The organism is Plantactinospora alkalitolerans, assembly GCF_015690345.1.
GTDB classification, from domain to species: Bacteria; Actinomycetota; Actinomycetes; order Mycobacteriales; family Micromonosporaceae; genus Plantactinospora; species Plantactinospora alkalitolerans.
In genome coordinates this window covers 1-12,352 of sequence record NZ_JADPUN010000294.1, presented here as the reverse complement: position 1 = coordinate 12,352, position 12,352 = coordinate 1, and the positions used below count along the sequence as shown (strand labels likewise).

The following is a 12,352-nucleotide window of genomic DNA, read 5'->3' as shown; positions in this document are numbered from 1 at the left end:
GTGCGTCGCCGTCCACGGTCACGGTGTCGCAGGAACCAGCGTCCCGCCGGATCCTGCGACACCGTGACCGTGGACGGCGACGCACCCTCGGGCAACGGCCGCGACCACACGATGTCCAACGGCTCGGCCATCTTCGCCAACGTCAGCCGGCCGTCACGAAAGCGGAAGGCGCTGGTGGTGTACTCGGCCGACTTCCGCGACTTCTTCTTCGACTTGAAGGTCGGGTACCGGGCGCGTTGGCGAAGAAGTTGGTGAACGCGCCCTGCAGGTGCCGCAGGGTCTGCTGCAACGGCACGGACGACACCTCGTTGAGGAACGCCAGTTCTTCGGTCTTCTTCCACCCGGTGAGCATCGCGCTGGTGGCGTTGTAGTTGATCCGTTCCCGCCGCAGGTCCACGCCTCTGTTCGGGCCCGCAGGAGTTCCGTATCCTCATCGGCCGCAAGGCCGGAGTATCCACGGAAGGAATCCGATGACCGACGTACCGCAGCAGTCAGGCCGATCCGTCCTGCTCTGGGGCGTGGCGCTCGCCGGCGCCACCGCGCTCGCCTACTGGGCGTTCCTCGGCTGGGACCAGCACAAGGAGACCGATCCGGTGACGGGATCGCAGACCGGCCCGTATCAGGCGTGGCAGGTCGTCGGCCTCGGCCTGGTGCTGGCCCTGCTCGTGTTCGAGACCGCTCGGCGCGGCCGGCCCTGGCTGGCCAGCCTGGTGGTAACGGTCGTACTCACCGTGTTCTTCGCGGTGGACGCCGCGACCGACGCGGACGGCGACGGACTGTGGCCCGTCGGCGCCGCACTCGTCGCGGTCGGTTCGTTGTTCGGCACGGGCCTGGTGGCGGGGATCGGCGCGTACCTGGGGCGGCGACACCGGACGCGGTGAGACTTCCACGGCATCCGACGGCGCGACCCTCAGCGCCTACCGGCGGGCATGATGATCGGTTCGTCGAGCAGCGGGTCGGGGTCGGCCCGGCGGATCATGTACTGGGCGGTCAGGGTGTCGACGCCGGTACCCCGGGCGCTGTTCGGCCGGTAGGTGACCGTGGCGGCGAGTGCCGAGGCGGCCTCGACCACGCCGGCCCGCCAGGTGCCGGACCGGTACACCCACACCGGGTCGGTCGGTCGGTAACTGGCGGCGGGATCGATTTCGGCCGGGTCGCGTCGGTGCGGATCCACGGTGGGTACTGGCATATTCACTGCCCTCCTGACTCGGCGCCCGGTGTCGTCTCGATCAGTTCACGCGGCACGGTTGACGTACCCGGTAACCGGCCCCCCAGGGTGCCCGGCAAGCTGAGCGGCGCCGTGGCCGGCGCACAGCGGGATGACAGCGGGCCGGCGACCCGGACGCCGACCGGACCGTTGTCATCGACCCGGGAGAGGCGGCCTCGGCCGGTCTTCACCCGGTACATGGCGGCGTCGGCCAGGTTCAGTGCCTCGGCCAGTTGTGCACAACCGTGCACCGGGGCGAGGCCGATCGAGGCCGTCACCCGTAGGTCGTGCTCGGCGAGCTGGATCGGCGCCGACACGACCTCGGCCAACCGTCGCGCGGCCTGGTGCAACCACCGACCGTCGCTCCGGACCCCGGTGAGCAGTCCGGCGAACTCGTCGCCGCCGAGCCGGGCGACCAGATTGTTGTTGCCCGCGTACGCCGCGAACCGCCAGGCGACCGCGATCAGCACCTGGTCGCCGGCGGCGTGGCCGAAGCGGTCGTTGATCTGCTTGAAGTCGTCGAGATCGAGGACAACCGCGACCAGGGACGGCCGTCCGGGATCGGCGACCAGGGCGGCACCCATCTGATAGAAGGCACGCCGGTTCGGCAGCCCGGTCAACGGATCGTGGCTGGCCGCGTGTCGCTCCGCCTGGAGTTCCTCCCGGAGTCGCACCACCTCGGCCTGCACGGTCCGAACCCGGCTGTGCATCCGCCAGGCCGCGCCGATTCCCGCTACGGCGGCGGCGCCGGCCGCGAAGGTGAAGGGGTCCACTGTGGCGTGTCCCTTCAGGAGGCCCGGGAGAGGTCGCGGGACGGACCGCCGCCCTGTCCGAAGGCCGGTAGCCAAGGCGCGTTCATGACTGTCCGTGATCGAAGTTCGCCTGCCCCAGCACGGGCCGGAATTGCTTCGTTGCGATGTGTTGGCGACCATCTGCCCAGGCCGGCGGGCATAAAGGCACTCCCACCTGCTCTCCAACACTGCCGCTGCGCTGGCAATGGCTCCCCCGCCTCCGTCACGAAAAGTGAACAAACGGACACACCCTTACAAGCGCTATCATGCTCGCTGTCAGGTGCAGGCGCAAGAGCGAATGCACGTGCAGATGGTCATGCAGACGTGACCTGAGGGCGGTGCGAACCACCGTCACGGCTGACGACGCGTCCACGGGGAGGATCTACGCAGCCGGGCCTACGCGACGCCCACCACCAGCCATCCGGGATCTCCAGAAAGACTCCGATGAATCAGACCTACAACGGCATGTCCACCGGCGAGCTACCCGCCGTCGCGTGGCAGAAGAGCCGCCGCAGCAACCCCAGCGGAAACTGCGTCGAGATGGCCGAGCTACCCGGCGGCGCCGGCATCGCCATCCGGAACTCGCGGGACCCCGACGGACCGGCGTTGATCTACACCACCGACGAGATCGCCGCCTTCATCCTCGGCGCCCGCGACGGCGACTTCGATCACTTCATCCGGTAGCGCCGGTTCATCGGCGTCCCGGGCACCCCCACGGCCCGGCCGCCGACGGCAGTCGCCTTCTACTCACCACATTCAGGCCCACCGGCTGGACGACGGTCGAGAAAAATAGCGCGGTCGGTCTACCCTCCTCACCCTCATGCCATGGCATGCTTACCGACGGATTTGGGCCCAGCCCCCGGCGGGCTGCGTCGAGCATGTGGAGGCAACACGTGACAATGGCTCCATCCGGCCATGGTTCCGCCCCCGACGGTGAGGTGGCCGACAGCGCGCCGAGCCTCGGCGACGGGCCGGTCTATGCGGGTGGAGCGGCTGCCGAGGCCGCGATTGCCGGTGGTCCGACCGTGCTGCGCATCCTGCTCGGCAGCCAGTTACGGAAGTTGCGTGAGGCCAAAGGCGTCAGCCGCGACGACGCGGGCTGGGAAATCCGCTCGTCCGGCTCGAAGATCAGCCGGATGGAGCTGGGCCGCGTGGGATTCAAGGAGCGCGATGTCGCGGACCTGCTGACCCTCTACCAGGTGACCGACGAGGCGGAACGGGCCTCGCTGCTCGCCCTGGCCCGTCAGGCCAACAACCCGGGCTGGTGGCACCGGTACGGCGACGTCCTGCCGAACTGGTTCCAGTCGTACCTCGGGCTGGAGGCCTCGGCCGCCCTGATCCGGACGTACGAGGTGCAGTACATCCCCGGTCTGCTCCAGACCCGGGAGTACGCCCGTGCCGTCGTGCTGCTCGCCCACGACGGGGCACCGGAGGAGGAGATCGAGCGTCGGGTGGAGCTACGGATGGACCGGCAGAAGGTGCTCGTCCGGCCCGGCGCCCCGCAGCTCTGGGTCGTGGTGGACGAGGCGGCGTTGCGCCGCCTGATCGGTGGACCCGAGGTGATGTGCGGTCAGATCGCGCACCTCATCGAGGTCGCGAAGCTGCCCAACGTCACCGTGCAGGTGATCCCCTTCCAGGCCGGGGGGCACGCCGCCGCCGGAGGCGCCTTCAGCCTGCTCCGGTTCCCCGACCAGGAACTGCCCGACGTCGTCTACATGGAACAGCTCACCAGCGCGCTCTACCTCGACAAGCGCGACGACGTCGACTACTACGCCGCGGCGATGGAACGGCTCTGCGTCGAGGCCAGCTCGCCGGCCGACACTCCCGCGTTCCTCCGGGCCACGCTGCACGACCTGCAGTCCGCCCACGCCTGACCGGGCCCTGCCGGCGACTCCGGAGGCCGTTGCGGCGCATTCGGCGCTCCGCACCGTACACCGGCAACGGATGAGCCACACTACCGGTATGAATTCGCGCCGGCTCGATGGCGCCGTCGCCCTGGTCACCGGCGCATCGTCGGGGATCGGCGCGGCCGCGGCCCGACGACTGGCCGCCGCCGGCGCGCGGGTATTCCTCAGCGGCCGGGACGCCGAACGGCTCGCGGCGGCCGCCGACCTGTCCGGCGGTACACCGATCCCCTGCGACCTCACCGATCCGGACCGGACCGCCGAGCTGGTCGCCCGGGTCCTCGACCTCGCCGGTCGGGTGGACATCCTGGTCAACAACGCCGGCCAGGGCTGGGCCGGTCCGATCACCGGCATGACCGACGCGCAGATCCAGGCCCTGGTGGCCGCGAACCTGACCGCCCCGATGCTGCTGGCCCGGGCCGTACTGCCCGGCATGCTGTCCAGGGGCACCGGGCACCTGGGCTTCGTCGGCTCCATCGCCGGCCGCCTCGGAGTACGCGAAGAGGCGGTGTACGCCGGAACGAAGGCAGGGCTCAGCGTCTTCGCCGACAGCCTGCGCAAGGAGGTGACGGGCCGGGGAATCGTGGTCACCGAACTGGTTCCGGCGGTCGTGGACACCCCGTTCTTCGCCCGCCGGGGCCGCCCGTACCCGCGCCGACGCCCCCGGCCCGTACCCCCGGACCGAGCCGCCGCCGCACTGGTCAGCGGCATGCTCAGCGGTCGGCACGAGGTCTGCCTGCCGCGCTGGATGTACCTGCCGATCGCCGTCCGGGCAACCCTGCCGGCAACCTACCGCCGGCTGGCCGACCGGTTCGGCTGAGGTGTTAGGAAGGGACCCTTCTTCTACAGAAAACGATAATAGGGGGCCCTTCCTTACATCTCAGTTGGCGCGGATCGCGCGTAGCGACTCGCGGAGGGAGGACATGGTGGCCAGGACGGCCGTCGGCTCGTACCCGCAGTGCGCCATGCAGTTTGCGCAGCGCGGATCCTTGCCCCGCCCGTACGCCGACCACTCGGTGGTCTCGACCAGCTCCTTGTACGTCTGCGCGTACCCGTCGCCCAGCAGGTAGCAGGGACGCTGCCAGCCGAACAGGGAGTACGAGGGGATCGCCCACGCGGTGCACTTGAAGTCGATCCGGCCCTCGAGGAAGTCCAGGAACAGCGGCGAGTGGTTCAGGCGCCAGCGGCGACGCCGCCCGTCGGCGAACGCCTTCTTGAACATCGTCCGGGTCTCCGTAACACCCAGGAAGTGCTCCTGGTCCGGCGCCTTGCCGTAGGCGTACGCCGGAGAGAGCATCATCTGGTCGACGCCGAGATCGTCGTTGAGGTAGTCGAGCACCTCGATCACGGTCTGCGGGGTGTCGGTGGAGAAGAAGGTCGTGTTGCTGGTGACCCGGAAGCCCTTCCGTTTGGCCTCGCGTACCGCCTCCACCGCCTCGTCGAAGACGCCGTCCTTGCAGACCGAGGCGTCGTGCCGCTCCCGCAGACCGTCGATGTGCACGGCGAAGGAGAAGTAGCGGGACGGGGTGAACTTGTGCAGCTTCTTGCGCAGCAACGCCGCGTTCGTGCAGAGGAAGATGTACTTGCGTCGTCGGACCAGCTCGGCGACCAGCTTGTCGATGTCCGGATGCATCAGCGGCTCGCCGCCGGCGATCGAGACCATCGGCGCCCCGCACTCCTCGATCGCCGCGAGGGCCTGCTCCACCGGCATCCGCCGCTTCAGTACGTCCGCCGGATGCTGGATCTTGCCGCAGCCGGCGCAGGAGAGGTTGCAGGCGAACAGTGGTTCCAGTTCGACGAGCAGCGGGAAGTGGGTCCGGCGGCGCAGCTTCTGCTCCAGCAGATAGCGGCCCACCCGGATGCTCTGCCGCAGTGGCATGCCCATCTCAGCACTCCGTCCCGGTCGGTCCGACCATCGCGCCGCCGGTTGTGCGGTCTGATGAAATGCCCTGCTGAGTGCTCCCCGTCATGATGTTCGGATCTCCTTGGGAAGGGTGAAATGCACATCCTCGGTCCGGGTCGTGTGTTCCCGTACCGAGTCGGCGCCGAGCCCGGTCAACGCCGCGACGGTCTGGTCGACCAGTCGGGGCGGTGCCGAGGCACCGGCGGTGACGCCGATCGTTCGTACCCCGGCGAGCCAGCGGAGATCGACCGAGTCGACGTCGTCGACCAGGTACGCGGGGGTCCCCCCGCGCTCGGTCACCTCCACCAGCCGCCGGGAGTTCGAGGAATTCTCCGAGCCGAGCACCAGCACCACGTCGGCGACGGCGGCCACCTCGCGCAACGCCGCCTGCCGGTTGGTGGTGGCGTAGCAGATGTCGTCGGAGGACGGCCCGGTCAGGGCCGGGAAACGCCGCCGGAGCACGTCGAGCACCCCGGCGACCTCGTCCACGGCGAGAGTGGTCTGCACCAGGTAGGAGACCCGGTCCGGGTCGGCGACCTCGATCCGTTCCGCGTCCCGGACGGACTCGACCAGGGCGATCCGTCCGGGCGCCTCGCCGAGGGTGCCCTCGGTCTCCTCGTGGCCGGCGTGTCCGATCAGCAGGACGGTGTTGCCCCGCCCGACGAACCGGCGCGCCTCGCTGTGCACCTTGGTCACCAGCGGGCAGGTGGCGTCGATGACCGGCAGTCCCCGCTCGGCGGCGGCGTCCCGGACGGCCGGCGCCACCCCGTGCGCGGAGAGGACGGTGAGGGCGCCGTCGGGAATCTCGGTCAGTTCGTCGACGAAGACCGCACCCCGGCGCTGTAGGTCGGCGATGACGTGCGCGTTGTGCACGATCTGCTTGCGCACGTATACCGGTGGACCGTGCCGGTCCAGCGCCTGCTCGACCGTGCTGATCGCCCGCTCCACGCCGGCGCAGAACGAGCGCGGCGAGGCCAGCACGACCTGCCGGGCCGTGGTCGCCTCGGCCCATTCGACGAGCGCCGGAGCGACCTCCGGAAGTACCCGCAGTGCGGCGACGACCCGGCCCAGCGTCGCGGGCCGGTACAGCGGATGCGGCGGCACGTCGGCGACCACCCTGACGCAGGCGGTGGGGCGGCCGGTGGCGCCGGCCAGCAGCGCCGCCGATTCGGTGTCCACCGCCAGCGCGCCGGTGGCCGCCAACCGGTCCCGCATCCGGCCGTCGACCAGCCGACGGCTGGTGACCACGGGGCCGAGATGAACGGTCAGGCCACGTCGGCGCAGTGCCTCGGCGATCATCGGCGCCGCCGGGCAGGGCACCGGGGCACCGCCGCGCACACCGGCCCGACGTACCTCGGTCGCCACCACCACGTCCCCGGTGCGCAGCGTCGGCACCAGGCCGCCGGCGATCCCGGCGACGGCCAGCGCACCGGTGTCGCGGTAACCGTCGGCGATCCGGGTGGCGCGGGCCGGCCCCCGACCGGTACGCCGCAGCGGGGCGCCCGGCGGCAGGCCCCGGCGCAGTGCCCGGGCCTCGACACGCATCGGTGCGAAGAGCACCCAGTCGGCGTCGCTCAACTGAACCGGTCCGCGTCGCGCAGCAGCCGGCCGAGGGCGCTGATCGGAAACACCAGCCGGTACAGGTGGTAGTTGATGTAGAAGTCGCCGGGAAAGCCGGTGCCGGTGAACTGCGGTTCGTCCCAGCCACCGTCCGGGCGCTGGGTCTCGACCAGCCAACCGATCCCCCGCCGCACCGACGCCGTGTCGTCGGATCGGGCCGCGTGCAGCGCCAGCAGCGCCCAGGCGGTCTGGGACGCGGTGGAGACGCCCCGCCCCCGCCATGCCGGATCGCGGTACGAGCGCATGTCCTCGCCCCAGCCGCCGTCCGGGTTCTGCCGGCGGTGCAGCCAGCACACCGCACGGACGATCGCCGGATCGTCCGGCCGCACCCCGGCGGCGATCAGCGCCGGCACGACCGCACCGGTCCCGTACACGTGGTTGGCGCCCCACCGGCCGAACCACGAACCGTCCGCCTCCTGGTTGCGCAGCAGCCAGCCGACGCCCCGGCGGACGGCCGTCCCGCCGGTCAGCCCCTCGGCGCAGAGCGCCTCCACGACATGCGCGGTGACGTCCGCGCTCGGCGGGTCGATCACCTCGCCGAAGTCGCAGAACGGGAGGCTGCGGGCGACCGCCCGGGTGTTGTCCGCGTCGAACGCACCCCAGCCGCCGTCGCGCGACTGCATGCCGCACAGCCAGACGACGCCGCGTTCCATCGCCGCCCGGACCGCCGGATCCGCGCCGGTACGCCCCAGCGCCAGCAGCACCTCGGCGGTGTCGTCGGTGTCCGGGTAGCCGTCGTTGTCGAACTCGAAGGCCCATCCACCGGGCGCGAGGCCGGCGCGGCGTACCGCCCAGTCTCCGGGCACCCTGATCTCCTCGGCCAGCAGCCATTCTGCGGCGCCCGCCAGGGCCGGATGCTCGGCCGGCAGCCCCGCGTCGGCGAGGGCGACCATCGCTAGGGCGGTGTCCCAGACCGGGGACTGGCACGCCTCCAACCGGCGTACGGGGCCGTCCGGCGTCTCCTCCCGGACGGTGAACCGCTCCAGTCCGGCCAGGCCGCTGCGCAGCACGGGATGGGACAGCGGATAGCCGAGCAGGTGCAGCGCGATCAGCGAGTAGACCCAGGGCGGCTGGATTCCGCCCCACGAGCCGTCGGCCTCCTGCCGGACCACGATCCACTCCGCCGCCCGGCGCAGGGCGTTGCGCCGGACCGGACCGATCGGGTGGCGCTCGTACCCGCGCAGCGCCCCGTCGAGCCGGTGCATCCACCCGCTCCGCCGGCGCAGCGACGGCGCCGGCGCCGACGGCCTGCCGGTACGCAGCTCGCCGAGCGAGAACCCGAGCGGGCGTACCGGGCGCAGCGACCGGACGACGGAGAGCGGGACGATGGTCTGCCGCGCCCAGCAGGCGAAGTCGTAGACGTTCAGCGGGAACCAGGGCGGCAGCAGCACCACCTCGGGCGGGATCGCCGGCAACCGCTGCCACGGCCACTCGCCGAACAGCGCCAGCCAGAGCCGGGTGAAGACCCGGCTCGCCTCGATCCCACCGTGGGCGAGGACGAACTCCCGCGCCCGGCACAGGTGCTCCGCGTCCACCGGATCCCCGGCCAACCGCAGCGCCGCGTACGCCTCGATGGTGGTCGAGAGGTCGCCGGGTCCGCCGTGGAAGTTGGCCCAGGCCCCATCGGCCCCCTGCTTCGACCGGATCCACCGGGCCGTCGGCTCGGTCTCCACCGGGGTACGGATGCCCAGGAACTCCCGCATCAGCAGGTCCTCGGCCTCCATCGTGACATTGGTTTCCAGCTCCCCCTGCCACCAGCCGCCCGCCTGCTGCCGCGCCAACAGCAGGTCCCGCGCCCGGTCCAGCGCCGCCTCTGCCGTAAGGAAGGGCCCCTTCTTATCGTTTTCTGTGGCAGAGGGGTCCCCTTTTAACAGGTGCATCAGTGGTCCCGTCCCGTCATGAAGTGCGCGATCGACACCAGGTCGGCGTGCACCTCGGACAGGTCGGTGCCGGTGGCCGACACCGGCTCGCCCAGCTGGTCCAGCTCGGCCAGTGCCTCGGTGAGCAGCCGGTCGGCCTGCTTCTCGGTCCAGTCCCGGGCGCCGGTCTCCTCGATCAGGGCGGCGGCCAGGGCGAGGTCCGGGGCGGACAGCTCACCCGGGCTCGCGTACAGGTCGGCGAGTTGGTCAGCGGCCGGGCCGCCCGAGGTGAGGGCCCGGACCACCGGCACCGACTTCTTCCGGGCCCGCAGGTCGGACAGCACCGGCTTACCGGTGACCGCGGGCTCGCCCCAGATGCCGAGCAGGTCGTCGACGAGTTGGAAGGCCAGGCCGAGGCGTTCGCCGTACCGGGCCAGGCCGTCGACCACCGTCGGCGGGGCACCGCAGAGCACCGCGCCGAGCGTCGCGGAGCAGGCCAACAGGGCTGCCGTCTTGTCCCGCGCCATTGCCAGGCACTCGTCCAGGGTCACGTCGGCGCGGGTCTCGAACGCCACGTCGGCCGCCTGTCCGGCGATCAGTCGACGGATCGCCGTGTGCAGGGTGGACAGCCCCCGTACCAGGTCCAGGTCGGATCCGGTCGAGAGCACCTCGTCGGCGAGGCTGAGCATCGCGTCGCCGGCCAGGATCGCCGGTCCGATCCCGAACGCGGCCCAGGCCGTCGGCCGGTGCCGGCGTTCCAGGTCGCCGTCGATGACGTCGTCGTGCAGCAGCGAGAAGTTGTGCACCAGTTCCACCGCGACCGCGGCGGGCAGCCCACGCCGTACGGTCTGTCCGGCGGCCCGGGCCGAGAGCAGCGCCAGCGCCGGCCGCAGCCCCTTTCCGCTCCGGCCGGTGGGCTCGCCCGCCGCGTCCCAGTAGCCCAGCTGGTAACCGGCGACCAGCCGGGTACGCTCGTCGATCCGCTCGAGCGCCACCCGGATCTCGGGCTGGACGAGTTCGTCCACCTGGGATAGGACGCTGGGCAGCATCGTTGTCATGTCGTTTCCTCGCTCCGCTCGTCGTCGCCGTGACCTGGTCGACCGGGCTTGCCGATGCCCTCGCTCCGTTCGGTCACGTCGTCGCCTCCGTCGCCACGCTCGATGTCGACCCGAGGTGGGCGAGCACGACGTCGGCGGCGCGCTGACCGCTACGTACCGCGCCCTCCATCGTGTCCGGCCATCCCGTGTCGGTCCATGCGCCGGCCAGCGCCAGCCCGGGTGACCGGGTCTGAGCCGGTGGCCGGGCGCTGCGTGAGCCCGGCTCCTGCCGGAACGTCGCCCGAGGTTCCCGGGTGACGAACGCGTCCCGGATCCGGGTCTGCCGGGCCACCGGAAAGACCTCCGCCAGCGCGGCCAGATAGGTCTGCAGCAGGGTGCCCGCCCGGACCGCCAGCACCTGCTCGGCCGCGGAGATGGACACCACCAGGTACTGGCCGGACGCGCCGGGCGGAGTCCGGTCGAACACCCACTGCACCGGCGTGTCCAGTCCGGCGGCGAACTCCAACTCGGTGATTCGCTGCTGGTAGTGGACGTGCACGTTGACGATCGGCGCCGCACCGAGCCTCGCCCAGCGGGCCCGGTCCGGCGCGGCCTCCACGGGTACCAGCCGGGCCGCCTGCGGATGTGGTACGGCCAGAACCACGGCATCGGCGATCAGTTCGAGGCCGTCACCGGCAACCCGGAACCGTCCCTGGTCGACCCGGATCTCTCCGACCCGTACCCCGGTGCGGACCGTGGCGCCGCGCTGCCGGAGCAGGGTGGCGGCCGGCGTACCGTGCAGTTCGCCCAGGGGCGCGGTGGGCCGACCGATGTCGGCGGCGTCGGCCCGGTCGAGCAGCCCGGTCCGGAACACCCGGGCGGCGAGCGCGAGCGAGGCCCGGTCCGGCGGGGCGTTGAGCGCGGCGACGCAGATCAGTTCCCAGAGCCGTTGGATCGTCGGCGCGTCCTGACCGTGTGCGGCCAGCCAGGCGCCGAAGCTGACCCGGTCGGCGGCCGGGTCGTCCGGCTCGACACGCCGCAGCGCGGCGGCGGCGCGGACCGCCGAGAGCCGCTGGCCGAAGCGCAGTGGACGGTAGTTGAGCAGTGCCGGCAGCAGGTGCGCCGGTGCGGGTAACCGGCGGTTCCGGGCCAGAACGTGCGGCGGCGCACCGACCCGCAGGATCGGCACCGCGAACGCGTCCTGTACGGCGGCCCGGTCGGCGGTCCCGAGCCGGACGAGTAGTTCGCGGTACTGCTGGTAGCAGCGGAGGAAGACGTGTTGGCCGGTGTCGACGGTGAGGTCACCCCGGCGGAACGAGTACGTGGCGCCACCGAGGGCCGGGCGGGCCTCCACCAGGGTCACCTGGTGCCCGGCGTCGAGCAGGCGTACGGCCGAGGCGATACCGGCCAGGCCACCACCGATGACGCAGACCTGTTCGGTCGTCATGGCGCGCTCCGGGTCATCGCCCGCGCGGCGACGTACGCCTTCTCCCAGCCGGGCAGCGACATCCGGCGCCGGGTGACCGCCATCGGGTCGGCGACCATCCTGGCCAGCAGCCGATGGTAGATCCCGGCCATCGCCGCCACACACGCCGCGCTGCGCCGGTCCAGCAGCGGCAGCAGCCGCAGCCCGGTCGAGTAGTACCGTTCGGCGCGCTGAGCCTGCCAGCGCACCAGGGCGGCCAGTCGGTCCGGCGGATCGGTGAACCCGCCGTCGACGCCGAGCTCCAGGCGGCACCCGAACCGGTCCAGGTCCTCCCGGGGCAGGTAGATCCGCCCGATCCCGCGATCCTCGACGATGTCGCGGAGGATGTTGGTCAGCTGCAGTGCGATGCCGAGGGTGTCGGCGAGTTCGGCGGCCACGTTCCGGTCCGCCGATGGTCGGAGGTCGAACACGCCGAGCGAGAGCCGGCCGATCGAACCCGCGACGCAGCGGCAGTAGCCGACGAGTTCGGCGAGCGTCCCGTACCGGGTGCCCCGGACGTCGGCGACACAGCCGTCCACCAGTTCGTCGAGGGCGGCCAGCGGAAT

General features: G+C 71.6%; 12 protein-coding genes and 1 pseudogene. 5 read left to right on the top strand and 8 right to left on the bottom strand.

The window, feature by feature from the left end; all coding sequences use genetic code 11:
- Together I0C86_RS33485 and I0C86_RS33480 are read left to right on the top strand one after the other, a co-directional pair.
- Positions 1-255: hypothetical protein (locus I0C86_RS33485; RefSeq protein ID WP_230395212.1), on the top strand; the 255-nt coding region annotated here is incomplete at its 5' end.
- A 215-nt stretch (positions 256-470) separates the two neighbouring features.
- On the top strand, positions 471-881 hold the full coding sequence (locus I0C86_RS33480; protein WP_196205309.1) for a hypothetical protein: 411 nt from the start codon (positions 471-473) through the stop codon (positions 879-881).
- 29 nt (positions 882-910) lie between these two features.
- On the opposite strand, the gene I0C86_RS33475 is transcribed toward I0C86_RS33480, so the two are convergent.
- Both I0C86_RS33475 and I0C86_RS33470 read right to left on the bottom strand, forming a co-directional pair.
- Positions 911-1,189, bottom strand: coding sequence for a hypothetical protein (locus I0C86_RS33475; RefSeq protein WP_196205308.1), 279 nt, complete (start codon positions 1,187-1,189; stop codon positions 911-913).
- 200 nt (positions 1,190-1,389) lie between these two features.
- Positions 1,390-1,980 (bottom strand): annotated as a pseudogene (locus tag I0C86_RS33470) (GGDEF domain-containing protein); the annotation flags it as partial.
- Positions 1,981-2,442: 462 nt separating this feature from the next.
- On the opposite strand from I0C86_RS33470, the gene I0C86_RS33465 reads away from it, so the two are divergent.
- The 3 genes from I0C86_RS33465 (at position 2,443) to I0C86_RS33455 (ending at position 4,722) form a co-directional block, all read left to right on the top strand.
- On the top strand, positions 2,443-2,682 hold the full coding sequence (locus I0C86_RS33465; RefSeq protein WP_196205307.1) for a DUF397 domain-containing protein: 240 nt from the start codon (positions 2,443-2,445) through the stop codon (positions 2,680-2,682).
- A gap of 209 nt (positions 2,683-2,891) precedes the next feature.
- On the top strand, positions 2,892-3,872 hold the full coding sequence (locus I0C86_RS33460; protein WP_323373993.1) for a helix-turn-helix domain-containing protein: 981 nt from the start codon (positions 2,892-2,894) through the stop codon (positions 3,870-3,872).
- 88 nt (positions 3,873-3,960) lie between these two features.
- A complete protein-coding gene (locus tag I0C86_RS33455; RefSeq protein ID WP_196205306.1) occupies positions 3,961-4,722 on the top strand; it encodes an SDR family NAD(P)-dependent oxidoreductase in 762 nt (253 codons plus the stop codon).
- Between the two features lie 60 nt (positions 4,723-4,782).
- Here I0C86_RS33455 and hpnH read toward each other — a convergent pair whose 3' ends face one another.
- The 6 genes from hpnH to I0C86_RS33425 all read right to left on the bottom strand — a co-directional run.
- A complete protein-coding gene (hpnH, locus tag I0C86_RS33450; protein ID WP_196205305.1) occupies positions 4,783-5,787 on the bottom strand; it encodes an adenosyl-hopene transferase HpnH in 1,005 nt (334 codons plus the stop codon).
- An 81-nt stretch (positions 5,788-5,868) separates the two neighbouring features.
- Complete coding sequence (gene ispH / locus I0C86_RS33445; protein ID WP_196205311.1) at positions 5,869-7,350, bottom strand: 4-hydroxy-3-methylbut-2-enyl diphosphate reductase; 1,482 nt, start codon at positions 7,348-7,350, stop codon at positions 5,869-5,871.
- Between the two features lie 29 nt (positions 7,351-7,379).
- Positions 7,380-9,305 (bottom strand): squalene--hopene cyclase, encoded by a 1,926-nt coding sequence (gene shc / locus I0C86_RS33440; RefSeq protein WP_196205304.1) that lies wholly within the window; start codon positions 9,303-9,305, stop codon positions 7,380-7,382.
- Positions 9,305-10,342 (bottom strand): polyprenyl synthetase family protein, encoded by a 1,038-nt coding sequence (locus I0C86_RS33435; protein WP_196205303.1) that lies wholly within the window; start codon positions 10,340-10,342, stop codon positions 9,305-9,307. The genes shc and I0C86_RS33435 overlap by 1 nt, the downstream gene beginning before the upstream one ends.
- A gap of 73 nt (positions 10,343-10,415) precedes the next feature.
- Positions 10,416-11,768 carry a hydroxysqualene dehydroxylase HpnE gene (gene hpnE / locus I0C86_RS33430; RefSeq protein WP_196205302.1) on the bottom strand — a complete coding sequence of 451 codons (1,353 nt, stop codon included), beginning with the start codon at positions 11,766-11,768 and terminating at the stop codon, positions 10,416-10,418.
- Positions 11,765-12,352, bottom strand: a 588-nt coding sequence (locus I0C86_RS33425; RefSeq protein ID WP_196205301.1) for a squalene/phytoene synthase family protein, incomplete at its 5' end; no start/stop codon positions are given. The genes hpnE and I0C86_RS33425, both read right to left, overlap by 4 nt.

Coding starts and splice junctions, on each gene's coding strand:
- I0C86_RS33465 (WP_196205307.1), top strand. CDS start 2,443: ATGAATCAGACCTACAACGGCATGTCCACCGGCGAGCTACCCGCCGTC.
- hpnE (WP_196205302.1), bottom strand. CDS start 11,768: ATGACGACCGAACAGGTCTGCGTCATCGGTGGTGGCCTGGCCGGTATC.
- I0C86_RS33480 (WP_196205309.1), top strand. CDS start 471: ATGACCGACGTACCGCAGCAGTCAGGCCGATCCGTCCTGCTCTGGGGC.
- ispH (WP_196205311.1), bottom strand. CDS start 7,350: ATGCGTGTCGAGGCCCGGGCACTGCGCCGGGGCCTGCCGCCGGGCGCC.
- I0C86_RS33435 (WP_196205303.1), bottom strand. CDS start 10,342: ATGACAACGATGCTGCCCAGCGTCCTATCCCAGGTGGACGAACTCGTC.
- I0C86_RS33475 (WP_196205308.1), bottom strand. CDS start 1,189: ATGCCAGTACCCACCGTGGATCCGCACCGACGCGACCCGGCCGAAATC.
- shc (WP_196205304.1), bottom strand. CDS start 9,305: ATGCACCTGTTAAAAGGGGACCCCTCTGCCACAGAAAACGATAAGAAG.
- I0C86_RS33455 (WP_196205306.1), top strand. CDS start 3,961: ATGAATTCGCGCCGGCTCGATGGCGCCGTCGCCCTGGTCACCGGCGCA.
- hpnH (WP_196205305.1), bottom strand. CDS start 5,787: ATGGGCATGCCACTGCGGCAGAGCATCCGGGTGGGCCGCTATCTGCTG.